The sequence below is a fragment of the Phyllobacterium sp. RCAM01083 genome, from assembly GCF_055685835.1.
The window spans coordinates 2,623,801-2,647,990 of record NZ_JBVFZN010000005.1 but is presented as its reverse complement, the minus strand read 5'-3'; the positions used below and the strand labels follow the sequence as shown (position 1 = coordinate 2,647,990).

The following is a 24,190-nucleotide window of genomic DNA, read 5'->3' as shown; positions in this document are numbered from 1 at the left end:
GTATCGTCCGTTTCCTGTGCAATTCAGTGCAAGCATTCTTCTGCGGCAACATTCCGAGGAAGTCCAGACCCCGGGGTTCAGCACATTGCCCCATATAGGCAATTGGCGCTGCACCTTGTATATGAACGGATGACGGCATATTTGTTCGATCAAATGCAACGTGTCCCATAGACCCTGGTTCATTTCATCGAAAAATAACCATATTGGCGTTCAACTAACAGGGCGCCAACACATCGCAATCGGTAGTATAGCCAATACATGTCCATTGAACTGAAACATACGCATCCAAACGGCGATGCAACAGCGGCTGCTGCGCAGCATGCGGAAGTTGCGCGGCAATTTTCTGCCACCGAGAAGGATTCGCACGTTTTTCGCGCTGCGGAACGCCATTCGCGGCGCGTGCGCTTCATGAAATTTGCCTTGCCTGCCGTCGCCGTGATCGGCGCTGCTGTTTTCTCCTGGTTCACATTTTTCTCAACGACCAACATCCCGAGCAATATCACTTTGGACAGTGCCGGCATTCAGGATGGCAAGCTGGTCATGACCAATCCCAAGCTGGATGGCTTTACCAAGGACAAGCTCCCCTACAAGATGAGTGCGGAACGGGCTCTGCAGGATGTTGGCAACAGCTCGCTGATCACGCTTGAGAATATCAGCGCGGAAATTCCGGTTGGCCAGGATCTGCGGGCGCAGGTCAACGCCAAGGGCGGCCTTTACGACAATGCCAACCGCCAGTTGAAGCTTGACAACAACATAACGCTGACAACCTCGGACGGCTTGAAAGCACAGTTGAAATCCGCCGATATCAATATACAAGAAAACTCGATGTCGACCGATCAGCCTGTCAAGATCGAAAATAGCAGTGCCAGTATCGTCGCAGACAGTATGAAAATTACTCAGAGTGGCAAAGTAATGGTCTTTGAAAAGGGGGTCAGGCTTGTCATTCAGCCCGCAAAGCTGCATGAAGGTCGCAACGAAGCCAAATCACCGCAGTGATTGCCGGCCAGGTGGGGATATCCCGGATTTAGGAGATTGAGACAATGTCGCGCGGGACAAGACTGATCAGCATTTCGACTGTTGCATTGGGCATTTGGGCATCCTCCATGATTGGTCCTGTTGCAGCGCAGGATGCGAGCAAGGCCGGCGGCCTGAACAACGGCATGAAGCTTTCGAGTGATCAGCCCATTCAGATCGATTCCGATCGCCTCGACGTGCATAATGATGTGGGTACTGCCACCTTCACCGGCAATGTAACGGTCACCCAGGGAACGACGCTGATGAAGGCGGGTTCCATGATCGTTTACTACGTCAAGAAGCCGGAAAAGACCGACGCGGAAAAAGCCGCCGACAAGGCAGCCGCCAAGACAGAGACCAAGGCCGCCGCACCTGCGGGCGCAGGCGCCCAGGACATCGACCACATCGAGGTCAACGACAAGGTCTACGTGAAGTCCGAAGATCAGGTTGCCACGGGCGACCATGGTACGTTCGACATGAAAACGCAGGTTCTGGTTCTGACCGGCAGCAAGGTCGTTCTCTCGCAGGGCGATAATGTTGGCGTCGGTTGCAAGCTGACCGTGCAGATGAAGAGCGGTCAGGCCCAGCTGGAAAGCTGCAAGAACGGACAGACAGGCCGCGTTTCTATCGTCGTTGCGCCGAAGAGCGCTCCGAAGAACTAGGCCGGCGGTATAAGTGTCCCTGTTTTCCCGTCGATCCGCAAAGACCCCCACATCGCCAGACGCGCGCATTTCCCAGGAGATGCGTGCCGCCGATCCGTCGGCGACGGACCGGATGAAGGGTACGCTTGTCGCCCGCGGCATCACCAAGAGCTATAATGGCCGTCAGGTGGTCAATGGTGTTTCCTTCGGTGTGCGCGCCGGCGAAGCGGTCGGTATTCTCGGCCCGAACGGCGCCGGGAAGACCACCTGTTTCTATATGGTCACCGGCCTGGTACCGGTCGACAAGGGCAATATCGAAATCGATGGCTTTGATGTGACGACGATGCCGATGTATCGCCGCTCGCGCCTCGGCATCGGCTATCTGCCGCAGGAAGCCTCGATTTTCCGCGGCCTGTCGGTGGAAAACAACATCAAGGCCGTGCTCGAAGTGGTCGAGAAGGACCGCACCGCGCGGGCGCAGGAACTGGATTCCCTCCTGGAAGAGTTTCATATCGCCCATCTGCGCAAGGCACCGGCGCTTTCCCTCTCCGGCGGTGAACGCCGCCGGCTCGAGATCGCCCGCGCTTTGGCCTCGCGGCCCAATTTCATGCTGCTCGACGAGCCGTTTGCCGGCGTTGATCCGATTGCGGTCTCCGATATCCAACAGCTCGTCCGCCATTTGACCAGCCGCGGCATCGGCGTCCTCATCACGGACCACAATGTGCGCGAAACGCTGAAGCTGATCGACCGCGCTTACATCATTCATGCGGGGCAGGTTCTGACCCACGGCCGCCCGGACGAGATTATTGCGAATCCGGATGTGCGGCGTCTTTATCTCGGTGATCAGTTCAAGCTCTGATTTTATCAATTTCTGGCAGATTTTTGCCAGAAATTACCCGCCCTTGCGTGAATCCAGATGAATCTTTCCGAAAAGAGTCGTTTTTTGCCTTGCTGGAATTGACAAGCAAGGATTGGGCCATTTCTGTACATTGAGAAGAATTTCGTACAGGAGTACCCGCGTTCACCATGGCCCTGTCGCCAAAACTCGATCTGAGACAAACCCAGTCTCTGGTGATGACGCCGCTGCTCATGCAGTCGATTCGGCTGCTGCAATTATCCCATGTCGAACTCGAGCAATTCATCGAGCAGGAGATCGAAAAGAATCCGCTGCTGGAGCGCGATGAAACGGCAAATGAACATTTTTCCTTCGAAAGCCGGGATACGTCCGATGATCGCGGGCCGGGAGAAGCCGGCGACTATTCGCGCGGTGTCAATCATGGTGACGCCGACGAAAGCCGCGATGGCGGCAGCGCAAGTGAGCAGAACGACCATTGGCTTGTCAGCGGCGAGTCGACCAGTTCAGGCTCCATGTCCGAGACGTTCGACAGTTCTCTCGAGAATATTTTTCCGGATGATCCTGGAACCCACGACTTCATCGCTGGCGATCTGGCCTCGCAATGGAAATCGTCATCGGGTGACGGATATGTGTCGACGGGCGGCGAGGGGTTCAATCTCGAACAGGTCACCGCGTCGCCGTTGACGCTGCGCGACCACGTCGGCGAGCAGATCATTTTTGCCTTTGAGGATGCGGTGGACCGCCTGATTGCAGCGGAACTCGCCGATTACCTCGACGAGATGGGTTATCTGCGCGTCGATGTCGAGGAGATTGCCGAACGGCTGGGCACCGATGCGGCCCATATCGACAGATTGATCGCGGTTCTGCAGACATTCGAACCGGCGGGGCTGTTTGCCCGTGATCTGGCTGAATGTCTGGCTCTGCAGCTGCGTGCAAAAAACCGGCTCGATCCGGCGATGACGATGCTTCTGCAAAATCTGGAACTCCTGGCGAAACGGGATTTTCAAAGCCTGAGAAAGCTGTGCCGGGTCGCCGATGCCGATCTCCTCGATATGCTGCAGGAGATACGCCTGCTCGATCCAAAGCCGGGAACGGCCTTCTCCTCGGGTGTGGCCGACAGCATCATCCCGGATGTGCATGTCGACATGGCGCCGGACGGGACATGGAATATCGAGCTCAATCCAGATGCTCTGCCGCGGGTCCTCGTCAACAACACCTATTATGCGACCATTGCAAAGGTAACGGCTTCCCCGGCTGAAAAGGGGTTTCTCAGCGAATGCCTGCAAAATGCCAACTGGCTGACGCGCAGCCTGGATCAGCGCGCCCAGACCATTTTGAAGGTGGCGACGGAAATCGTACGCCAGCAGGCGGAGTTCCTGCAATTCGGCGTGGCCCACCTGAAGCCGCTCAATTTGAGAAATGTGGCTGACGCCATCGGCATGCACGAGTCGACCGTGAGCCGCGTCACCGCCAACAAATACATGCTGACGAAGCGCGGCGTCTTCGAGTTGCGCTATTTTTTCAATGCGGGGATTTCGGCCACCGAAGGCGGCGAGCAGCATTCCTCCCAGTCCGTGCGGCATCAGATCAAGCTGCTGATCGACAGTGAAAAGCCGGATGATATTTTATCGGACGACACGATCGTGGATCTTTTGAAGGGCCAGGGCGTTGAGATTGCACGACGGACGGTTGCCAAGTACCGCGAGGCGATGAACATCGCATCCTCGGTGCAAAGGCGCCGGGAGAAAAAAGCGGAGGCTTCTGTGCGCAAGGGTGACGGAAACTCTGGATTCATCCGCCGCACAGGTGTAGAATCGAGGCGAGCGGGTAAATGAACCGAGCCATAGAAGCTTGGTCAAGGGAGAGTGAAGCGCCGGCAATTTGCATCGATTGAAGCGAAAGCGCGCCTTTTGGAGATGAAGAATCAGAAAGTGAAATGTGATGGATCACTCGCATGGAATGTGCGGGATGTCTTTGCTCGTCTCTCAACAACAGTGTAGATTGGCTCGGGCAATGAAAAGTCACAATGAAGGTGAGGTATCATGAGTCTGCGTGTATCTGGGAAACATATGGACATTGGTGACGCTTTCCGCATTCGCATTGACGAACGGATCGGTGAGATGGTGACCAAATATTTCGATGGCGGATATACAGGCCACGTCACAGTGGAGAAACAGGGGTCGCGCTTCATCGCCGATTGCCTGATCCGTCTCGATACCGGCACGGTGCTGCAGGCAGCGGGCGAGGCACAGGATCCTCAGCTTGCTTTTGATGCAGCCGGAGAACGCGTGGACAAACGCCTTCGCCGTTACAAGCGGCGTCTGAAATCGCATCAGGCGCCCGGCTCGAACGGTGTTTTCGACGATATTTCCTACCGGGTCGTCGCCCCTGTACCGGATGAAGATGAGGATATTCCGGAGGATTACGCGCCGACAATCGTGGCTGAGACATCGATGGCGCTCAGAAGCATGAGTGTCGCATCCGCCGTGGTCGAGCTCGATCTGAAAGATAGTCCGGTGGTTGTCTTCCGCAACTCTGGCAGTACGCAGGTGAATATCGTATACCGCCGCGCTGACGGTAACATCGGCTGGATCGATCCATCGGCCGTGGCCGGTCAGAACGGCGCCGGGTCTTAGGCGAAATTTGAACTACCGTCCGCGCCCAAAGCGCGGACGGTAACAGGAAGGAAGAGAATAATGGATCTGGGTGACCTCATTCAGCCCGACGCTGTCCTGCCCGCATTGAAAGTCAATTCCAAAAAGCAGCTTTTGCAGATCATGTCGGAGAAGGCTGCCGCCTTGACCGGTTTGACGGAGCGGGAAGTGTTTGACACCGTCCTGCAGCGCGAGCGTCTCGGCTCGACCGGCGTTGGCAATGGCATTGCCATCCCGCATGGCAAGATCAACAGCGTCAAACGCATCACCGGGGTCTTCGCACAGCTCGAAACCCCCGTGGATTTCGAAGCGCTGGACGATCAGCCCGTCGATATTGTTTTTCTTCTGCTTGCGCCGGAGAATGCCGGTGCCGATCATCTGAAGGCCTTGTCGCGGATTGCCCGCATGCTGCGCGATCCCGAGCGGATTGCCAAATTGCGCACTGCCCATGATGCGACCCTTATCTATGAATTGCTGACGGCGCAGCCTGCCTCCAACGCCGCCTGATTCTTTTGCATCCTTTGACGAAAAGCCGCCTCCGGGCGGCTTTTTGTTGGGGTGGGATGAGGGGGTAGGGCATGTTCTGCACTAGTCTCGTGCGTGGTTCGACAAGCTCACCATGAGGGAGCATGGGGATTGCAAAGAAGTATATTCTGCAATACTGGCGATTGGCTTGCAGCCAACACCTTCCCTCATGGTGAGCTTGTCGAACCACGCACCATGAAGACGCAACGCTGACGGACAGCACCCGCTTCAAACTGCCATGCTCCTGCGCCACGGAAACTGCCACCCGAGCCGTACGCCCAGCGTACCGCAGGCAATCAGCAGCATGCCGGCGGCCTGCGCCATTCCCAGCGGGTGTCCGTAAATTGCCCAGTCCACGATGATGGCGACGATCGGATAGATGAAGGTCAGGACGCCGATGACCGGTGTCGACAGGCGCGGATAGGCCGAATAGATCAAGATATAGGCAATGCCCGTATGGAGGATGCCGATACTGGCCAGCCAGCCCCAGGATGCCAGCGGCACGGGCTCCGCCCAATTGGCAAAAGGCGCGAGCATGACGATACCGACGATGGTCTGGCACAGCACCGTGATTTCCGGCCGTTGCTCGCCCAGGCCCTTGGCGAGAATGGTTGCAGCGGCATAAAGCATCGCGGCACCAAGCGACATGACGATCCCAAGAATCCATAGCGTGCTGACCGGTGCCGTCGCGCCGACAAGGCCGCTCGCCAGAACGACGCCGAGAAAGGCGCCGAGCATCCAGATGATCTGATCGACGGTGATGCGTTCCTTCAAAAGGGTTGCGCCGATGAGAACAACGAAGAACGGCTGGATGTGATAGATGATCGTGGTGGTTGCAATCGATGTCATGCGGAACCCGGCAAAAAACGATACCCAGCTGAGCACCATGCAGACGCCGCCGAGCGCTGCCCGGCCCAGCCGCGGCCAGGAGAGAGTCCGGTCGGGAAGGTAGCCGCGCAGGAAACACCAGGCTGCGAGGAAGACCATGCCGAAAACACAGCGCCAGAAGACGATGGTGACCGGATCGAGCCGTGTTTCCGTTGCAAAGGCACCGACCGTCCCGATGATGGCCATGGCGACGGCCAGCCGTGCTGCAGGAAAACGATCGGATATCGGGTCAGGCATGTGGGTCATTCCCGTGGCAAAGGATGCCCAGTTAGCGCTCTTGGCTGCCGCCAAACAAACGAATAGATTTGGAGTGAACTATTCGCTATATTGATGGCATTATGGCTGCACCCCTCGACCTCGATCTCCTGCGGACCTTTGTAACTGTCATCGAAACCGGCAGCCTGTCGGCGGCTGCCCCGCGTGTCGGCCGCAGCCAGTCAGCCGTCAGCATGCAGATGCAGCGGCTGGAACAGGCGGTGGGCAAACAGCTGCTTATTCGCAACCCCCGGTCCGTCGAGCCGAATCTGGCCGGCGAGAGTTTTCTCAATTATGCGCGGCGGTTGCTGCGGTTGTCGGATGAAGCGTGGGCCAATGTCACCCGCCCCGAGGAAACCGGCAGCGTGCGGCTTGGCGTGCCCGATGACTATGCGGCATTCCTGCTGCCGCCCGTTCTGTCGCGGTTTGCCGAGGAGCATCCGCTGGTCACCGTCGAACTGGTCTGCGAGCAATCCACCTCGCTGGTCAAGGCGATCGATGAGGACCGGGTCAATCTGGCGATTGTCACCCGCGGGGCCACCCAGCCGCTGGAGGTGATCCGCCGCGAGCGCTTGATCTGGGTGGCATCGCCGACCCATGTTGCCTGGGAAAATGACCCGCTGCCCATCGCCCTGTTTGAACCCGGCTGCGCCGCGCGCATGAACGTGTTGGATGCGCTGGGCGATGCGGATCGCAGCTATCGCTGCACCTATTCCAGCGCCAGCCTGCTCGGACTGATCGCCGTGGTGCAGGCCGGGCTGGCGGTGGCTGCGCTTGCCGCCTGCAGCGTGCCGTCGACCCTGCGCGTTATCGGCGAGAATGAAGGCCTGCCGCCGCTGCGTGATCTGGAAATCGGCATCATGCGCAGCCCGGTGTCATCCAGTCCGGCCATTGACCGGCTGAATGATTTTCTGCGCCGCGAATTGGCGCAGATTGCGTAAGGTCTGTCAGATCCACACGTCGTTCTGTGCTGTCCGCTCACCGCCCTCGTGGCCGGTATTGAGAACACCTCGGGGTTCGATCAGCATCAGACGGACTTCCCTTTCGGCATAGGGCTTGTGCTCGACCCCTTTGGGGACGACATACATTTCACCCGGCCTGATCGTCACGAACCCGTCGCGGAAGTCGATGCGCAGTTCCCCGTCCAGGACAATGAATGCTTCATCGGTTTCCGGATGATCGTGCCAGATGAAATCACCCTCGATGCGGACGATCTTGAATTGGTAATCGTTGAGTTCCGCCACCACTTTGGGTGACCACTGTTCGGAAAACAGCTCGAACTTTTCCGAGAAATTGATGGCCTTGTAGGATTTTGGCTGGACTGTTTGCATGCATAACTCCCTCGGGCAAATGCCAGCGGAAGTTATGCTTCACGCGAAAGCAAACGTCTTGGACGTTTGTGCGTGAGTTATTCCGGCCGCCTGGATTTCCGCCCGTAGAGTTCCAGCCGGTGATGGATGATGTCATAGCCGAGCGCGCGGGCGATCTCTTCCTGCAGTTTCTCGATCTTGTCCGACTGGAATTCGATCACGTCACCCGTATCGACATCGATCAGGTGGTCGTGATGCTCGCCATGGGCCTGTTCGAAGCGTGACGGGCCGCCATTGAAGGCGTGGCGATGAATGGCGCCCATTTCTTCCAAGAGGTTCATGGTCCGGTACACGGTCGAAAGCGAAATGCTGTCATCGATCTCGATGGCGCGATGGAAAATCTTCATCGCATCCGGGTGGTCTTCGGTGGAGGTCAGAATATCGAGAATGATTCGGCGCGGGCGGGTGATGCGAACGCCTGCCTTGCGCAGCTCCTTCTCGTAATCCGGCTTCTGATTGATAGCATGTTTCATGCGCGGGATTATGCGCCAGAACGCGCTCAGTTGCAAAGATTCTCAACTGGCCTCGGGAAATACGCACGTTGGTACACAGAATTTCGGCGTCTGACCTTCCGCATATCGCGGGAAACGGGAATGGATTTCTTTTTGCAAATCATTCGCATTTGCATTGACGCGCGTCCGACAAGCCGTTATGGAGTAACAATGGTGACGAAAAAGCTCACCATTTTCCCGGTTTGCTGGAGGCGAGATGAGATTTTCCCGACTGTTGATTGCTGTTTTTGCACTTTTGACGATTCTTGGCCCGGCATCCGCTGCCGATGGCAAGAAGTTCAAGGTGGTCACCACCTTTACGATCATCGCCGACATGGCCCGCAATGTTGCGGGGGACGCGGCCGACGTGGATTCGATCACGAAACCCAACGCTGAAATTCATGACTATCAGCCGACACCCGGCGATATCCTGAAGGCGCAGGATGCCAATCTCGTCCTGTGGAACGGCCTTGGTCTGGAACGCTGGTTCGAAAAATTCTTCGGCAACGTCAAGAATGTTCCGAGCGTCGTTGTCAGCGAAGGCGTTGAGCCGATGGGTATTTCGGAGGGCCCCTATGAGGGCAAGCCGAACCCGCATGCCTGGATGTCGCCCAATGCCGCGCTGGTTTATGTGGAAAATATCCGCAAGGCACTCGGCACGTACGACCCGGCCAATGCCGCCGTCTATGACCGCAACGCCGCGACCTATTCGGAGAAGATCCGGGCAACGGTTGCGCCCATCCGCGACAGTCTCGCTGCTGTTCCAGCCGAGCGCCGCTGGCTGGTGACGAGTGAAGGCGCCTTCAGCTATCTCGCACGCGATTTCGACATGAAGGAGCTTTATCTCTGGCCGATCAATGCCGATCAGCAGGGCACACCCCAGCAGGTGCGCAAGGTGATCGACAAGGTTCGCGCCGAGAAAATCCCGGTGGTCTTCAGTGAAAGCACGATTTCCGCTTCCCCGGCCAAACAGGTCGCCCGCGAGACCGGTGCCAAATATGGCGGTGTTCTCTATGTCGATTCACTCAGCGATCCCGATGGTCCGGTGCCCACCTATCTCGACCTTCTGCGCGTCACGGCACAAACCGTTGCCAAAGGCTTTACCCAGTGAGCGCGTCCTCCCAAGCGCTCGCCGGCCCCTCCGCTGCAAAGCGGGGGGCTGGTCTTTCCGTGCATGACGTGACCGTGACCTATCGCAATGGCCACACGGCTTTGCGCAATGCCAGCTTCGATATCCCGCGCGGGTCGATCACCGCATTGGTCGGCGTCAATGGCAGCGGCAAGTCCACCCTGTTCAAGGCCATCATGGGCTTCGTGCCCCTCGCCAGGGGATCGGTCTCGATCCTGGGTGAACAGGCGGGACGGGCGCTCAAACGCAATGTGGTGGCCTATGTGCCGCAGAGCGAGGATGTCGACTGGAATTTTCCGGTTCTGGTCGAAGATGTCGTGATGATGGGACGATATGGCCATATGAATTTTCTGCGCATGCCGAAAAAGCGTGACCAGCACATGGTGACTGCCGCGCTGGAGCGGGTCGGCATGACGGATTTCCGCAAGCGCCAGATCGGCGAGCTCTCGGGCGGTCAGAAGAAACGCGTCTTTCTCGCCCGCGCGCTGGCGCAGGAAGGCGATATCATTCTTCTGGACGAGCCCTTTACCGGCGTCGACGTGCGGACAGAAGAGGCCATCATCGGCCTTTTGCGATCCCTGCGCGATGACGGCAAGGTCATGCTGGTCTCCACCCACAATCTCGGCAGCGTGCCCGAATTCTGTGACCGGGCCGTGCTGGTCAACCGCACCGTCCTGGCCTCCGGACCGACCGCAGAGGTGTTCACGCAGGCCAATCTGGAAATGACCTTCGGCGGCGTGCTGCGGCACTTCATCCTCGGTGGCGTCGATCTGCATGCCGATGCGGATCCGCGCAGTGTGACGGTGCTCAGCGACGATGAACGCCCCTTCGTGATCTATGGCGAACCCAAGGGGAAAGGTAATCCGCAATCATGATGCAGCTGCTTCTCGAACCCTTTTCCTACAACTACATGATCAATGCCATGTGGGTCAGTGCGCTGGTTGGTGGTGTCTGCGCATTCCTTTCCGCCTATCTCATGCTGAAGGGATGGTCGCTGATCGGCGATGCGCTCTCCCATTCCATCGTGCCCGGCGTCGCCGGGGCCTACATGCTCGGCTTGCCGTTTTCCATCGGCGCGTTCTTTTCCGGCGGTCTCGCCGCAGTCGCCATGCTGTTTCTCAACCAGCGGACAAAGCTGAAGGAGGACGCCATCATCGGCCTGATCTTCACCTCCTTCTTCGGACTCGGCCTGTTCATGATGTCGCTGTCGCCCGCCTCTGTGAATATCCAGACCATCGTGCTCGGCAATATCCTGGCGATCACGCCGGAGGATACGCTGCAACTGGTCATCATCTGTGGGGTGTCGCTGGCTGTCCTCTTGGTCAAATGGAAGGACCTGATGGTGACATTCTTTGACGAAAATCATGCCCGTTCCATCGGCCTCAACCCGCCGCTCCTCAAAATCCTGTTCTTCACGCTGCTCAGCGCGTCGACGGTGGCCGCCATGCAGACCGTGGGGGCGTTTCTGGTGGTGGCAATGGTTGTCACCCCCGGCGCAACCGCCTATCTCCTGCATGACCGTTTCCCGCGCCTGATCCAGACCAGTGTGCTGATCGGGGCCTTGACCAGTTTTATCGGCGCCTATCTCAGCTATTTCCTCGATGGTGCCACCGGCGGCATCATTGTCGTGCTGCAGACGCTGGTCTTTCTCATCGCTTTTGTTTTCGCACCCAAGCATGGAACGCTGGCCGCGCGCCGCCGCGCCCGGTTGGCATTGGAGGAGGGGCTATGAGCGACCTGATCCAGCTTTTGTTGCAGCCGTTCAGCTTCGGCTTCATGCAGCAGGCCTTTGTCATCACGCTTCTCGTGGCAATTCCCATGGGTCTGCTCTCGCCCTTTCTGGTTCTGAAGGGCTGGTCGCTGATGGGGGATGCGATCTCGCACGCGGTGCTACCCGGCGTGGTGCTGGCCTATATCGCGGGTATCCCGCTGGCAATCGGGGCCTTTGCGGCAGGTATGATCTGTGCACTCGCCACCGGCTTCCTCAAGCAGAACAGCCGGGTGAAGGAAGACACGGTTATGGGCGTGGTCTTCTCCGGCATGTTCGGCCTTGGCATTGTCCTCTACACCAAGATCCAGTCCGACGTGCATCTCGACCATATCCTCTTCGGCGACATGCTCGGCGTGGCCTGGCGCGATATCGCCGAAACCGGGGTGATAGCGGCCGTGACCCTGCTGGCCCTCGGCATCTGGCGGCGGGATTTGCTGTTGCATGCCTTTGACCCGCAGCACGCGCAGGCCATCGGTCTGCCGGTCAAATTCCTGCACTATGGCCTGCTCTGCATCCTGTCGTTGACCATCGTCGGCGCGCTCAAGGCCGTTGGCATCATCCTTGCCGTTGCCATGCTGATTGCGCCGGGCTCCGTCGCCTTCCTCGTGACCAAACGGTTCGAACGCATGCTGCTGGTCTCGGCAGCTGTCGCGGTTTCAACGTCGCTCACCGGTATCTATCTGAGTTTCTTCCTCGACAGCGCCCCGGCGCCGACCATCGTACTTTTGCTGACGGCAAGCTTCATTCTGGCCTTTGTCTTCTCCAGAAAAGGAACCGCCGCCAGCGCGGAAGCACAGGCGGCGGAATAGGGTCGTCAACTCAGTCAGCGGCCACCAGGCCGCTGGCTATTTTCCTGGCACGACTTCCACGAGTACCGTGTGTTCGCCCGATGTCTCGAGCGGAATGCCCGCATCGGCTTTGGCCAGCTTCTTGCCGTCCACAGTGATCTTCCTGCCGCCCTTGGCTGCCGGTTTCACCTCGACGGTATAGCGCGCCTTGCCGTTGCGCAGCACGAAGCTGAAGCCGTCGGTCCATGCCGTCGGCAGGGCCGGATCGACGAACAGCCGGTCATTCCTGCGGCTGATGCCGAGAATGCCTTCCGTTGCCACGCGGTAGAGCCAGCCGGCGGAACCCGTGTACCAGGTCCAGCCGCCGCGCCCGCGCATCGGATCAACCGAATAAACATCAGCAGCGACGACATAGGGCTCGACCCGGTAGGACTCGGCCTTGTCGGCATCCAGCGAATGGTTCACCGGATTGAGCTTGCTGAACCAGCGATAGGCTTCGTCGGCATTTCCAAGCTTGGCCATGGCCAAGACTGCCCAGGTTGCGGCATGGGTATACTGCCCGCCATTCTCACGTACACCCGGCGGATAGCCCTTGATATAACCGGGCTCATGCCGCGTTTTGTTGAACGGCGGTGTGAACAGTTTGATGATATCAACCTCGTCATCGACCAGATGCGTCGCAACGGACTGCATGGCCTGCTTGGCGCGATCGGGATCACCATAACCGGAGAGAACGCTCCAGGACTGGGCGATGGAGTCGATCCGGCACTCGTCGCTGGTCTTGGAACCCAGCGGCGAACCGTCGTCGAAATAGCCGCGGCGATACCATTCGCCGTCCCAGCCATCCTTTTCCAGCGCCGCCTTGAGGCTTTCGATATGGGCTTCCCACCGCTTGATGCGGTCGGCATCCTTGCGCTGGCGGGCAATCGGCAGGATATCGCGCAGGGTGCTGATCAGGAACCAGCCCAGCCAGATGCTCTCGCCCTTGCCCTCTTCGCCGACCCGGTTCATGCCGTCGTTCCAGTCGCCGGTGAGCATGAGCGGCAGCCCATGCGCGCCGGTACGGGCGATTGCCAGATCGAGCGCGCGCGCCGCGTGTTCGTAGACCGTGACTTTATCAGCCGCGATTGTGGGCTGATAGAAAGCATCATGCTCGCCGTTTTCGAGAGCCTTGCCTTCGATGAAGGCGATCTGCTCGTCGAGGATGCTCATATCGCCGGTCACCGACGTGTAGTGGGCAATGGCATAACCGAGCCACACCACGTCATCGGAAATCATCGTCCGCACACCGGCACCCGATGTCGGCAACCACCAGTGTTGGACATCGCCCTCCTTGAACTGGCGGGCGGCGACATTGAGGATCTGGTGCCGCGCCAGTGACGGGTCGAGCACCAGCATGGACAACGTGTCCTGCAGCTGGTCGCGGAAGCCAAAGGCGCCGCTGGCCTGATAGAAGGCCGTGCGCGCCCAGATGCGGCAGGCAAGGCTCTGATAGGGCAGCCAGCGGTTGACCATCACGTCGAATGCATCATCAGGCGTATCCACCTGCAGGCCATCGAGGAAGCCGGTCCAGATCGCCTTGGAGGCCGCAAGCGTCTTTTCAAACGGACGTTTCAACTGTTCTGCGAGAACACGCCGTGCCTCGTTGGCACCGGCAGTGTCGCCGATATAGAACAGGATTTCCCTGGTTTCGCCCGCCGCGATCTCCACATCGACGGCAAGCGCCGCGCAGGGATCGCCCCCCGCCTCAACGACGTTGGACAGGGTTTTTGCCTGCAGAACGGCGGCCGGCTGGTCCACCGATCCCAGGGGCCCGAAGAACTCGGTCCGGTCCGATGTCACCGATTGCGGCTTCACGTTTGCGGCGAAGAATGCCACGTGATCCTTGCGGTCGGTGCCGTAGGGATTGCGGGCGAAAAGCGCGCCGCTTTCCGTATCATGCGACGGCACGATGAACGGAGCCGTCTTGGCGCGGGAATTGCCGAGCATCCATTCGACAAAGCCATAGACACGCAACTGCTTGGCTGTCCCGCCATGGTTGGTGATCTTGAGGCTGGACACGCGCACCGGCATGTCCGTATCGATGGTATGGGTCAATTCAAGGCCGACATTGCCGTGGCGCGACAGGAATGTCGAATAGCCCTGGCCGTGCCGGGTTTCATACTGAACCGATGGATCGCGCAGCACCGAGGCGGTCGGCGAGAATGCGGTTCCCTTGTCCAGATCAACGACATAGAGCGCTTCGCCGGACCGGTTGATCACGGGATCGTTCGACCACTGGGTCAGCTGATAGTCGCGGCTGTTGCTCGACCAGGTGAAACCTGCACCTTCCGCCGACACGTGGAAGCCGAAGCCCGCATTGGAGATCACATTGATCCATGGCTGCGGCGTGGTGGTCCGGTCGGCAAGACGGACGACGTACTCACCGGTCTTCATGTCAAAGCCGCCAAAGCCGTTCCAGAAGGCCAGTTCATTGCCGTCTGTTTTCTGACGGCGCTTGCCCACGAGCTGCGTCGGTGCCGGCGCGATGCTGCGCATCTCGTCAAGGCCGGTATCGCCGGTCGCCAGAGCCTTGCCGGCCGGTATGGCGGCAACCGGCTGCAGGTCGGCGGACAGTTCCTCCGTGCGCTTCAGCTGTTCAACTAGCGTGCCGTTCTGCGCGTGCATGACAATGCGGGCAGAGGCGAGCAGCGTGTTGTAGCTCGCGTCGCTCATCTGGTCCTTGCGCACGGTGAAGATGTGGACGCGCGGGCCATACTGGCCGCCGCGGTTGCGGCTGTTCTCGCAGATCGCTTCGAGCCCGCGCTGGAAGTCCTGGGCGTAGGAGAAGGAGCGTTCGTTGATGACGACGACGTCAACCACAAGCCCCTTTGCCCGCCAGTATTCCTGCGCCTTCAGGACGTTCTTCAGCGTGTCCATGTCGGCTTCGTCATCGATGCGCAGGGCAAGGATGGGGAAGTCGCCGGAGATCGACATCGGCCAGAGGTCGGACTGGCTGCCAAGGCCGGAAGCGATGCTTTCGGCTGGCATGCGCAGGGCCTTGTCCGGATAGATCAGGCTGGTGGCGACGCGCTGGAAATCAGCCGCTTCGTCCGGATTGATCTCGATATGGTGCAGCCGCACCTGCGAGCTTGTCCAGGACAGCGAGAATTCGCGGGCAAAGCAGTCCGGATGGCGGAAGCGTGAAACGACCTCCTCCAGCTCGTGCCGGTCCGGGCCGACGAGGGTCCAGAAAACCAGCGTGACGCGCTTGTGCGCGGGAACGCGGACGCGGCAGCGCAGTGACGCGATGGGGTCCAGCACAAAGCCCTGGCTGCCGTTGAGGGTTACACCCTCGTCGAAGGCAACCGGGTTGCGCAGGTTGCGGCCCCGGCCGATGAAGGCCCGGCGGTCGGTTTCCGCCTGGATTTCACGCATGGCGCCCGATCCGTCCGTGACCACGTGCGCCACGTGAATGTCGGGTTCGTTGCTGCCGCGCTTGCGGCGGGTGGCGTAGATCGTGTCGCCGCGCGGAACGATCTCGGTTTCCACGAACATCTTGGCGAATGCCGGATGTGCCGTGTCCGTATCGTCTGCGGTGAGCACCAGTTCGGCATAGGACGTCACTTCAATGATCCGGTCTTTCGTGCCGGTATTGGTGATGATGATGCGGCGGCCTTCGCCGTCGGAATCCGAAGCGACGATGGTTTCCACCGTCGACTGGATCGTACCGTTTTCCTTGACGAATTCGGCCTTGTAGTCGGCGAAGATGGTTGTGCTCTTTTCGCCGGCTGCCCGCACGGGATCGCCGGTTGCCGACCACCATTCACCGCTGTCGAGATCGCGCAGGAACAGGAATGTTCCATAGCCGCTTTCCAGCGGATCCGGCTGGAAGCGGGTGATCGCCAGGCCATTCCAGCGGCTGTAGCCGCCGCCATTGGCGGTGACCATGACCGAATAGTGGCCGTTCGACATGATCTGCGTGGCGCGCGGAGCGGAAAGCGGGTTCTTGATGAAGCGGATGGAGGCCGTTTCTTCGCCGCTTTCCACGGCCTTGCGCATCGGATTGTCGGCCTTGGCCTGCAGGACAGGGATTTCGCGCGGCGCCTTTTCCTGCAGCAGCAGTTCGGCGGCTTCGATGACGGGATCCGAGTGGAAACGGTCGCGCATGCGGCCTTCGAACACGACATTGTTGACGGCAACGATCGACATGCCGTGATGGTGCGCCATGTAGTTGCGCACGATGGCATATTCCTCGTCTTCGCGCACGCGGGAGCGGGTGAAGTCGACGGCATCATAGAAACCGTACTGACCGAGCGCACCCATCGCGCGCAGGCGTTTCAGATTGGCCACGGCTTCCGCCGGGCGATACTGGCTCGCCATGATGCTGGCATAGGGCGCAACCACATAGTTCTTGGACAGGCCGCGTTTCAGTCCCAGCGTCGGGACGCCGAAATTGGTATACTGGTAGTTCATCTCCGGATCGCGCGCATTGTAGGCGGCTTCGGAAATGCCCCAGGGCAGGCCCTTGGAATCACCGTATTCGATCTGGCGCTGGACGATCAGCTTGTTGGTCTGATCCAGCATCGAGCCCAGCGGTTCGATCATGACCAGAGGCGGCATGAGATATTCGAACATGGAGCCCGACCAGGAGATCAGCGCACCGCGCCAGCCAACCGGCACCAGGAGACGGCCGAGGCGGAACCAGTGATCGACGGGGATGTCGCCCTTGGCGATGGCAAACAGGCTGGCGAGACGCGCTTCCGAAGCGAGAAGATCGTAGCAGCTCGCGTCCAGCTCGTTGGTATCGACGCGGAAGCCGATCGACAGAAGACGCCGTTCCTTGCGTTCAAGGAAGGTGAAGTCGGTGTCGAAGGCCAGCTGGCGGGCACGGGTGGCTAGCGAAACCAGCCGCTCGCGCAGGCTGTCGGTTCCCTCGTGGGTGCCGATGGCGTCATCCGTATGGGCCTGACAGGTCTTGACCAGAATCAGCGCCCAACCGTTTGCGGTGGTGCTGAGCGGGCTTTCGAGTTCGCCGTGCAGTTCTTCCGTCAGACGCTGGATGTCACCGGCGAACAGCGACAGGTTGATGGTGCGCAGCGATGCCGTTTCCGGCTCTTCCTTGATGGTCGTGATGGCGCGGCGGAAATTAGCCACCCGCTCGTCTAGGCGGCGGCGCAGGGGCCGCAGGACGCGGCGTTCATCGGGAATGTCGTTGATCGCCTCTTCAAGAATATCGCTGACATCGAGAATGCCGTCGAGATCGCTTTGCAGATAGACGGACGGGGCCTCCGCCCATTTTTCCAGCGCGGAAGACAGTGCCACCAGATGGCCGGCAAGATTGCCGCTGTCCACCGACGAGACGTAGAGCGGCAGAAGCGGGCGCAGCGTGGTTGTTTCATACCAGTTGTAGAGATGGCCGCGATACTTCTCCATCTTTTCCAGCGTGGAGAGCGTGTCGTCGATACGCGTCAGCGTCTCGTTGAAGCCGATCCAGCCGAAATCCCGGGCCGCCACGGTCGACAGCAGGTACATGCCGATATTGGTCGGCGATGTGCGCGTGGCGATAACCGGATGCGGGTCCTCCTGGAAATTATCAGGCGGAATGAAATTCTGTTCCTTGGTGACGAACGTATCGTAGTAGTGCCAGGTGCGGCGGGCGAAGCGGCGCAATTCGCTCTTATCGGAAGAGCGGACATTCAGATCATCGAGCGGCTTGGCCGAACGGCTGACCAGCCAGGCAATGATCGGCGAGAAGAACCAGATCACGGCAAACGGCACGGCCAGATACCAGGCACGGCTGTGGGTAGCCAGCGGCAGCGCGATGGCGACGGCAGCCACGATGATCGCGGGCCACATCAGGCGGGTATAATACTGCAGCGTGTCAGGGGCGCTGGCTTTCGCCTGTGCCGCCGCACGCCATTCCAGCAGGTTCTTGCGCGATATGAAGACGCGGTAGAGCGTGCGTGCAATGGCATCGGCCATCAGGCAGGCCATGTTGGCAATGAAGGTGATGCGCAGGGCGATGTCGGCGGCACCGGAGAAAATGTCGGTGAGGATCGCCTGGAAATGGCCCTTCAGCGACAGGTTCATGTTTGTCGGAACAAGATTGGTGAACAGGATCATCGTCGGGACGATGAACATGCTGAAGATCATGAAGAACTGCCACAGGGCAGCGACGCCGGGCGGCAGCAATGTCCAGCCGGCGATAGAGGCGATGATCCAGAAGACCGGCGTCAGCGAGCGGCGCAGATTGTCGGTCATCTTCCAGCGCGTGACGGCGGTCACACCCGGCTTTGTGCTGAACAGGTAGGGCAGGAGCTGCCAGTCGCCGCGCGTCCAGCGATGGTGGCGCGAGATGTCGACGTTATAGCCTGTCGGATAGTCTTCAACCACCTCGACGTCACTGACGAGCGCCGCGCGGGCATAGCCGCCTTCCAGAAGATCATGGCTGAGAACGGTGTTCTCGTCGATCTTGCCGTCGAGCGCCAATTCGAAGAAATCGACATCATAGAGGCCCTTGCCGGTGAATGTCCCTTCACCCAGCACGTCCTGATAGACGTCCGAGACGGCAAAGACGTAGGGGTCGATACCGCGGTTGACCGAGAAGACGCGCTGCAGGAACGAGGCATCGTCACCGGTGGTCAGCGAGGGGGTGACACGCGGCTGCAGGATCGCATAGCCGCTGGTCACGCGGCCGGATTTTTCCTTGTAGATCGGGCGATTGAGCGGATGGCTCAGCTTGCCCGCCAGGCGGTTGACCGAATCCGGCGTGAGGCGTGTATCGGAGTCGAGCGTCATCACGAATTTGATGTCGCCGGGCACTTCCTCATTGCTGGGGAAATAGGTTGTATCCTTGTCGCCGCGCAGCAAAAGGTTCAGCTCGTGCAGCTTGCCGCGCTTGCGCTCCCAGCCCATCCAGCGGCCTTCCTGCGCGTTGTACAGGCGCTTGCGGTGCAGGAGGAAGAAACGCGGGTTGCCGCCCTGCGTATAGTGCAGGTTGAGCGCAGTGACCTTTTCCCGGGCGTAGTCGAGAATGTCGAGATCGTTCTCGTTCTGCTCGACCTTGCTGTCCGCCCAGTCGGTGAGCAGCGCGAAATAGATTTCGCCGCGCGGATTGGTCAGATAATGCACTTCGAGGTTGCGAATATGCTCATCGACGGAATCGCGCGAGGTGATGAGTGTCGGCACCGCGACGAGGGTCTTCGCCTCGGGGGGCAGGCCATTCTTGTATTCAAAACCGATCAGCCGTGTCGGCGGCATGAACATCGGAATGATCCAGTTGACGAAACCATTGGCGGTTTCCATCGTCGGGAACACCGCCAGGACCGTCAGCAGCAGAACCGTATCGCTCGGCAGGCCGTAACGGCGCAGCCAGTAATGGATCAGGAACAGAATACCGATGGAAATGACCGAAGCCGGAATCCACAGGCCGGCGAGCCCGAGTGTCTTGTAGAACCGGACCCAGCGCTGCAGCACGGTTGGGGTCGAGCCGCAGGTTTCTTCCAGCTCCGAGCGGCCGTCGCCGGCGAGATAATAACCGACGTCGCGCTTGCGCTGCACGGTGACGCTCTTCTCGTCCCCCTTGGTTTCGGCGCTGTGGTGGGCGAGGTCGAGGGCGGCCTGGGTGATGTCCTGCTCGCTCTTGCCCGAGCGGCGCGCGATCTTTTCAATCGCCACGCGATAGGCATTGCGGGAATGGAAATCGAGCGCATCAAAATTGGAATGTTCGCGCAGCACCGCATCGACGCCGCTGACCGTCTCGAACCAGGTGATCCAGTCGACGTCGTCGATAGCCTTCAGGCTGCGGATGAGGTTGCCCATGGTCACGCCGCCGGTGGACTGGCGCGTATGTTCCTGGATAATGGCGTCCTCGGCGTCGCTGCCGTTCTTTTCCAGCTCTTCCTCAAGCCAGGCGACAGCCGCACCGGAGTGCATGGCGCCGCCGCGCAGGCGGTAAAGCAGATGCGTGGCAAAGGTGCTGTCACGCGCGGCAGTGGTGTACTGGGCCAGAAGCTGCGGCAGGGTATCCTTGTCGGCGTTCAGCGTGATCTCGTCGGCAACGCTGTTGGCATAGGCGCGCATGCGCCGCGCCCGTTCGACGCGCAACGACAACCGGCGGGCGTTTTCAATGAGAATGAAGCGCACGGCGGAGGGCAGGGCCCAGAGTTCGCCGATATGCAGGGGCGCAACCGTCTGGAATCCTTCGACCACCGCTGTCAGGCTGTTGAGCGAGAACTGGCTGTCCGTATGGGCCGCATAGAGCCAGGCCAGCGCCATGACGCGCGGGATTTCCGGCTTGCCGGCCAGCGGCGGCAGCTGGCGGAAGAACTTCTTCGGAAGATCGCGCTCCACCTGCTGGATGTTCTGGTCGACGAGGTAGTAATTGTCGAGGAGCCACTGGGCCGCCGGAGTAATCGTCTCGCCCTTGCGTGCAGCCGCGTCAGAGGAGCGATAGGAATGGAGGATCAGCCGGGCATTTTCGACCGTGCGCTGTTCGAACACCATCGGTTCGTAGTCGGGCAGGCGGATATCTTCCCCGCGCGCCACGCGCGCGCCCAGGTCCCGCAGGTCGTCAATGGATTTGTAATGGGCTCTGATTGGATTGGGTTGGACCGAAAAAATCTGACCAACGGCATTCTTCTGTGGTGTGAAAGATTTAAAAAAAGACAGTAGGGCCATTTGCCTTCGTTTCGGTTGTGAAGAAAAAATCTTCAGGGCTGCAACACAGACGATAATAACGGGTCGACCGACCCATGGAGAAGTTTACGATCTAATCGGGTACGATCAACTAAGCTACCATCACTTTCATCCTTGCCGATCAGTTTTGATGAAAATGAGTCAGATTGCCATTTGTTTATCTTAAGCAATTCGTAGCGGGCTGCACAGGGGCACAGCGCGCAAACTCCTTTGCAGCTGTTTGCGAACGGCGATGGGCTTTGTGAACAGACTGTTTCTGTTTTGATGAACAAGCCTATGACGGCCGGGCAGCAAAAAGCCGGAGCTCATGGAACTCCGGCTTCGGGGGCAAAGGCCGAAAGGGTCAGGCCTGCGGAAAGACCCGCCAATGCTTTGGCCGAAAGGCGATGCGGCTCTTTTCCCGGGCCGGATGATCGGCCGGAATTTCAATCTCGACGCGTTCCGCCGCGCCGCCGATTTCGAGCTCCACGCGCCTTGTCGCACCGACACGGCGGCTGGCAATGACGGTTCCGGCAATGCAGCCGCCGCAGCCGTCGATCAGCTCGACATCGTGCGGACGGAAATAAAGCGTCGCGTTGCCGTCGGGTGCATCGCTTTTCAGGCCGAGTGTGCGGTCCGCAAGCCATACCTCGCCATTGTCGATGCGCACGGTCAGCGAACTTGATTCGCCGATGAAGCCATAGACAAACGGCGAATTGGGCGTGTCATAAACCTGATCCGGCGTTCCGATCTGCTCGATCTTGCCCTGGCTCATCACCACCACGCGGTCGGCGAGCTCCAGGGCTTCGTCCTGGTCATGGGTCACGAAAACCGTCGTGTGCATGGTCTTGTCGTGAATTTCCCGCAGCCAGCGGCGCAGTTCCTTGCGCACTTTCGCATCCAGTGCGCCGAACGGTTCGTCGAGCAGCAACACGCGCGGCTCGATGGCCATGGCGCGGGCAAGGGCAACGCGCTGGCGCTGGCCGCCGGAAAGCTGGGCCGGATAGCGCTTTTCCAGGCCGCCGAGCTGGACGAAATCGAGCAGCTCGGACGAACGGCGGCGGATTTCCTCATTGCTCGGCCGGCTGGCGGAGGGGCGAACCTTGAGCCCGAAGCCGACATTGTCGATCACGGTCATATGGCGGAACAGGGCATAGTGCTGGAACACGAAGCCGACATTGCGCTCCTGTACGGATTTGAGCGATGCATCCTCGTCGCCGAAAAACACCTTGCCTTCGGTTGGGGTTTCCAGCCCCGCGATCAGGCGCAGAAGCGTCGTCTTGCCGGAACCGGAGGGGCCGAGCAGTGCAATCAGTTCACCCGAATTGATATCGAGCGATACGTCGTGCAACGCCGGGAAGCGATCGAATTCCTTGCGCACACCACTTACGCGAACGTCCATGTTTATTCCTCTCAGTGTCCGCCATTGGCTGCCAGTTCCGCACCGTATCTCAACTCCAGCAGGGTCTTGAGAACGAGCGTCACCAGCGCCAGAAGCGCCAGAAGCGAAGCCACCGCAAAAGCAGCGACCGTATTGAATTCATTATAGAGAATTTCGACCTGCAGCGGCATCGTGTTGGTCAGGCCGCGAATATGGCCTGAAACGACGGATACCGCGCCAAACTCCCCCATGGCCCGGGCGTTGCACAAAAGCACGCCGTAGAGCAAGCCCCATTTGATGTTGGGGAGGGTGACATGCCAGAAGGTCTGCCAGCCGTTGGCCCCGAGGGAAAGCGCCGCTTCCTCGTCGGTCGTGCCCTGCTCCTGCATCAACGGAATGAGTTCGCGTGCAACGAAGGGAAATGTCACGAACACCGTTGCGAGCACGATGCCGGGAACGGCGAACAGGATCTCGATTCCCTGCGATTTGAGCCAGGGGCCGAGTGCGCTGTGCGTGCTGAACAAAAGCACGTAGACGAGACCCGATATCACAGGGGAAACCGAGAACGGCAGGTCGATCAGCGTCGTCAGGAATGCCTTTCCCTTGAACTCGAACTTGGCAATGGTCCAGGCCGCCACCACCCCGAAGACGAGATTGAGCGGAACGGCAATGGCCGCAACCAGAAGGGTCAGGCGGATCGCGGCGAGCGCATCATGGTCGGCGAAGGCTGCGAAATAGGCGGCGGGGCCCTTGCGGAAGGCTTCGAAGAAAACCGCGATCAGGGGCAGAAGCAGGAACAGCCCGAGAAAGACCAGCGCCACGCCGACGAGGATGAAGCGCGCCGTACGGCTCTCGGTGGTTGCCGGATGCCAGACATTGGACGCGGCTTCCGGCGGTTGCGGCAACTCATGTCGCATAGCCATACCTCCTGCGGCTCCAGGCCTGGATCAGATTGATGACGAAGAGCATCGTGAACGAAATCAGAAGCATGATGGCGGCGATGGCCGTTGCGCCGGTATAATCGAACTCTTCCAGGCGGATGACGATCAGCAGCGGTGCGATTTCCGAGATGTAGGGAAGGTTCCCGGCAATGAAGATCACCGAACCATATTCGCCGACCGCGCGGGCGAAGGCGAGGGCAAAGCCAGTGAGGATTGCAGGGGTCAGGCCGGGCAGCAGCACGCGCGAGATGGTCTGGAAGCGCGTCGCGCCGAGGGTGGCCGCCGCTTCCTCCACCTCCTTGCGGATTTCTTCCATGACCGGCTGCACCGTGCGCACGACAAAGGGCAATCCGATGAAGATCAGAGCGATGGTGATACCGACAGGCGTGAAGGCGACCTTGATGCCCAGCGGATCGAGCCAGCGGCCGATCCAGCCGTTCTTTGAATAGAGGGCTGTCAGGGCAATGCCGGCAACGGCGGTGGGCAGGGCGAAGGGCAGATCGACGATGGCATCGATGATCCGGCGGCCTGGAAAGCGGTAGCGCACCAGAACCCAAGCCACGATAACGCCGAACACGACGTTGATCAGGGCGGCGATCAGCGATGTGCCGAAGCTGATTTTCAAGGCGTTCAGCGTGCGCGCGTCGGTCGCGACGTGCCACATGCCGCCCCAGCCCAGCGAGGCGGAGCGCCAGACCAGTCCAGCCAGCGGGATGAGGACGATGAGGGTCAGGTAGGCAAGAGTGAAGCCGAGCGTCATTCCGAACCCTGGAATAACACTCGGCCTCTTAAACCGCCAACCTGCCTTGGCAAGCTTGGAGATCATGC

At 59.6% G+C, this 24,190-nt stretch carries 17 protein-coding genes and 1 pseudogene; 11 read left to right on the top strand and 7 right to left on the bottom strand.

What is annotated here, in order from left to right:
- Positions 1-258 precede the first annotated feature (258 nt).
- From lptC to ptsN, 6 genes and pseudogenes are all read left to right on the top strand, one after another.
- The gene (gene lptC, locus ACZ25R_RS19810) at positions 259-996 is read left to right on the top strand and encodes an LPS export ABC transporter periplasmic protein LptC (RefSeq protein WP_472461972.1); all 738 of its coding nucleotides are present in this window, start codon (positions 259-261) and stop codon (positions 994-996) included.
- A 107-nt stretch (positions 997-1,103) separates the two neighbouring features.
- Entirely contained in the window at positions 1,104-1,676 is a 573-nt protein-coding gene (locus ACZ25R_RS19805) for an LptA/OstA family protein (protein ID WP_346305983.1), read from the top strand.
- A 109-nt stretch (positions 1,677-1,785) separates the two neighbouring features.
- A pseudogene (lptB, locus tag ACZ25R_RS19800) lies at positions 1,786-2,514 on the top strand (LPS export ABC transporter ATP-binding protein); the annotation flags it as partial.
- A gap of 167 nt (positions 2,515-2,681) precedes the next feature.
- A complete protein-coding gene (gene rpoN, locus ACZ25R_RS19795; RefSeq protein WP_288192576.1) occupies positions 2,682-4,346 on the top strand; it encodes an RNA polymerase factor sigma-54 in 1,665 nt (554 codons plus the stop codon).
- A gap of 207 nt (positions 4,347-4,553) precedes the next feature.
- Complete coding sequence (gene hpf / locus ACZ25R_RS19790; RefSeq protein WP_091878871.1) at positions 4,554-5,147, top strand: ribosome hibernation-promoting factor, HPF/YfiA family; 594 nt, start codon at positions 4,554-4,556, stop codon at positions 5,145-5,147.
- Between the two features lie 60 nt (positions 5,148-5,207).
- Complete coding sequence (gene ptsN / locus ACZ25R_RS19785) at positions 5,208-5,672, top strand: PTS IIA-like nitrogen regulatory protein PtsN (protein WP_105738035.1); 465 nt, start codon at positions 5,208-5,210, stop codon at positions 5,670-5,672.
- 246 nt (positions 5,673-5,918) lie between these two features.
- Here the strand turns inward: ptsN and ACZ25R_RS19780 are convergent, their stop codons facing one another.
- Positions 5,919-6,815 carry a DMT family transporter gene (locus ACZ25R_RS19780; RefSeq protein ID WP_472461971.1) on the bottom strand — a complete coding sequence of 299 codons (897 nt, stop codon included), beginning with the start codon at positions 6,813-6,815 and terminating at the stop codon, positions 5,919-5,921.
- Between the two features lie 101 nt (positions 6,816-6,916).
- On the opposite strand from ACZ25R_RS19780, the gene ACZ25R_RS19775 reads away from it, so the two are divergent.
- Positions 6,917-7,774 carry a LysR substrate-binding domain-containing protein gene (locus ACZ25R_RS19775; protein ID WP_223612251.1) on the top strand — a complete coding sequence of 286 codons (858 nt, stop codon included), beginning with the start codon at positions 6,917-6,919 and terminating at the stop codon, positions 7,772-7,774.
- 6 nt (positions 7,775-7,780) lie between these two features.
- On the opposite strand, the gene ACZ25R_RS19770 is transcribed toward ACZ25R_RS19775, so the two are convergent.
- Both ACZ25R_RS19770 and ACZ25R_RS19765 read right to left on the bottom strand, forming a co-directional pair.
- Positions 7,781-8,164, bottom strand: coding sequence for a cupin domain-containing protein (locus tag ACZ25R_RS19770; RefSeq protein ID WP_464662309.1), 384 nt, complete (start codon positions 8,162-8,164; stop codon positions 7,781-7,783).
- A 77-nt stretch (positions 8,165-8,241) separates the two neighbouring features.
- Positions 8,242-8,676, bottom strand: a complete 435-nt coding sequence (locus ACZ25R_RS19765; RefSeq protein ID WP_472461970.1) for a Fur family transcriptional regulator — start codon at positions 8,674-8,676, stop codon at positions 8,242-8,244.
- A gap of 235 nt (positions 8,677-8,911) precedes the next feature.
- On the opposite strand from ACZ25R_RS19765, the gene ACZ25R_RS19760 reads away from it, so the two are divergent.
- Genes ACZ25R_RS19760 through ACZ25R_RS19745 form a run of 4 tightly spaced genes read left to right on the top strand, consistent with a single transcriptional unit; the run spans position 8,912 to position 12,403 of the window.
- On the top strand, positions 8,912-9,805 hold the full coding sequence (locus tag ACZ25R_RS19760) for a metal ABC transporter substrate-binding protein (protein WP_472461969.1): 894 nt from the start codon (positions 8,912-8,914) through the stop codon (positions 9,803-9,805).
- Entirely contained in the window at positions 9,802-10,698 is an 897-nt protein-coding gene (locus ACZ25R_RS19755) for a manganese/iron ABC transporter ATP-binding protein (RefSeq protein ID WP_472461968.1), read from the top strand. Before ACZ25R_RS19760 ends, ACZ25R_RS19755 begins: the two co-directional genes overlap by 4 nt.
- Positions 10,695-11,555: a metal ABC transporter permease gene (locus ACZ25R_RS19750; RefSeq protein WP_472461967.1), complete on the top strand. Its 861-nt coding sequence runs from the start codon at positions 10,695-10,697 to the stop codon at positions 11,553-11,555. The genes ACZ25R_RS19755 and ACZ25R_RS19750 overlap by 4 nt, the downstream gene beginning before the upstream one ends.
- On the top strand, positions 11,552-12,403 hold the full coding sequence (locus ACZ25R_RS19745) for a metal ABC transporter permease (RefSeq protein WP_472461966.1): 852 nt from the start codon (positions 11,552-11,554) through the stop codon (positions 12,401-12,403). The genes ACZ25R_RS19750 and ACZ25R_RS19745 overlap by 4 nt, the downstream gene beginning before the upstream one ends.
- Positions 12,404-12,439: 36 nt before the next feature.
- On the opposite strand, the gene ACZ25R_RS19740 is transcribed toward ACZ25R_RS19745, so the two are convergent.
- The 4 genes from ACZ25R_RS19740 to cysT all read right to left on the bottom strand — a co-directional run bounded on the left by ACZ25R_RS19740 (position 12,440) and on the right by cysT (position 24,188).
- Positions 12,440-21,043 (bottom strand): GH36-type glycosyl hydrolase domain-containing protein, encoded by an 8,604-nt coding sequence (locus ACZ25R_RS19740; protein ID WP_472461965.1) that lies wholly within the window; start codon positions 21,041-21,043, stop codon positions 12,440-12,442.
- A gap of 361 nt (positions 21,044-21,404) precedes the next feature.
- Entirely contained in the window at positions 21,405-22,442 is a 1,038-nt protein-coding gene (locus ACZ25R_RS19735; RefSeq protein ID WP_223612245.1) for a sulfate/molybdate ABC transporter ATP-binding protein, read from the bottom strand.
- A gap of 11 nt (positions 22,443-22,453) precedes the next feature.
- Positions 22,454-23,338, bottom strand: a complete 885-nt coding sequence (gene cysW / locus ACZ25R_RS19730; RefSeq protein WP_223612244.1) for a sulfate ABC transporter permease subunit CysW — start codon at positions 23,336-23,338, stop codon at positions 22,454-22,456.
- Complete coding sequence (gene cysT, locus ACZ25R_RS19725; protein ID WP_472461964.1) at positions 23,328-24,188, bottom strand: sulfate ABC transporter permease subunit CysT; 861 nt, start codon at positions 24,186-24,188, stop codon at positions 23,328-23,330. The genes cysW and cysT overlap by 11 nt, the downstream gene beginning before the upstream one ends.
- Between the last annotated feature and the right edge of the window lie 2 nt (positions 24,189-24,190).

Excerpts from the sequence above, each read along its gene's own strand:
- ACZ25R_RS19735 (WP_223612245.1), bottom strand. The coding sequence starts at position 22,442 with ATGGACGTTCGCGTAAGTGGTGTGCGCAAGGAATTCGATCGCTTCCCG.
- hpf (WP_091878871.1), top strand. The coding sequence starts at position 4,554 with ATGAGTCTGCGTGTATCTGGGAAACATATGGACATTGGTGACGCTTTC.
- ACZ25R_RS19750 (WP_472461967.1), top strand. The coding sequence starts at position 10,695 with ATGATGCAGCTGCTTCTCGAACCCTTTTCCTACAACTACATGATCAAT.
- lptC (WP_472461972.1), top strand. The coding sequence starts at position 259 with ATGTCCATTGAACTGAAACATACGCATCCAAACGGCGATGCAACAGCG.
- ACZ25R_RS19805 (WP_346305983.1), top strand. The coding sequence starts at position 1,104 with ATGATTGGTCCTGTTGCAGCGCAGGATGCGAGCAAGGCCGGCGGCCTG.
- cysT (WP_472461964.1), bottom strand. The coding sequence starts at position 24,188 with ATGATCTCCAAGCTTGCCAAGGCAGGTTGGCGGTTTAAGAGGCCGAGT.
- ptsN (WP_105738035.1), top strand. The coding sequence starts at position 5,208 with ATGGATCTGGGTGACCTCATTCAGCCCGACGCTGTCCTGCCCGCATTG.
- rpoN (WP_288192576.1), top strand. The coding sequence starts at position 2,682 with ATGGCCCTGTCGCCAAAACTCGATCTGAGACAAACCCAGTCTCTGGTG.
- ACZ25R_RS19745 (WP_472461966.1), top strand. The coding sequence starts at position 11,552 with ATGAGCGACCTGATCCAGCTTTTGTTGCAGCCGTTCAGCTTCGGCTTC.
- ACZ25R_RS19780 (WP_472461971.1), bottom strand. The coding sequence starts at position 6,815 with ATGCCTGACCCGATATCCGATCGTTTTCCTGCAGCACGGCTGGCCGTC.
- ACZ25R_RS19760 (WP_472461969.1), top strand. The coding sequence starts at position 8,912 with ATGAGATTTTCCCGACTGTTGATTGCTGTTTTTGCACTTTTGACGATT.
- ACZ25R_RS19740 (WP_472461965.1), bottom strand. The coding sequence starts at position 21,043 with ATGGCCCTACTGTCTTTTTTTAAATCTTTCACACCACAGAAGAATGCC.
- ACZ25R_RS19770 (WP_464662309.1), bottom strand. The coding sequence starts at position 8,164 with ATGCAAACAGTCCAGCCAAAATCCTACAAGGCCATCAATTTCTCGGAA.
- ACZ25R_RS19765 (WP_472461970.1), bottom strand. The coding sequence starts at position 8,676 with ATGAAACATGCTATCAATCAGAAGCCGGATTACGAGAAGGAGCTGCGC.
- ACZ25R_RS19775 (WP_223612251.1), top strand. The coding sequence starts at position 6,917 with ATGGCTGCACCCCTCGACCTCGATCTCCTGCGGACCTTTGTAACTGTC.
- cysW (WP_223612244.1), bottom strand. The coding sequence starts at position 23,338 with ATGCGACATGAGTTGCCGCAACCGCCGGAAGCCGCGTCCAATGTCTGG.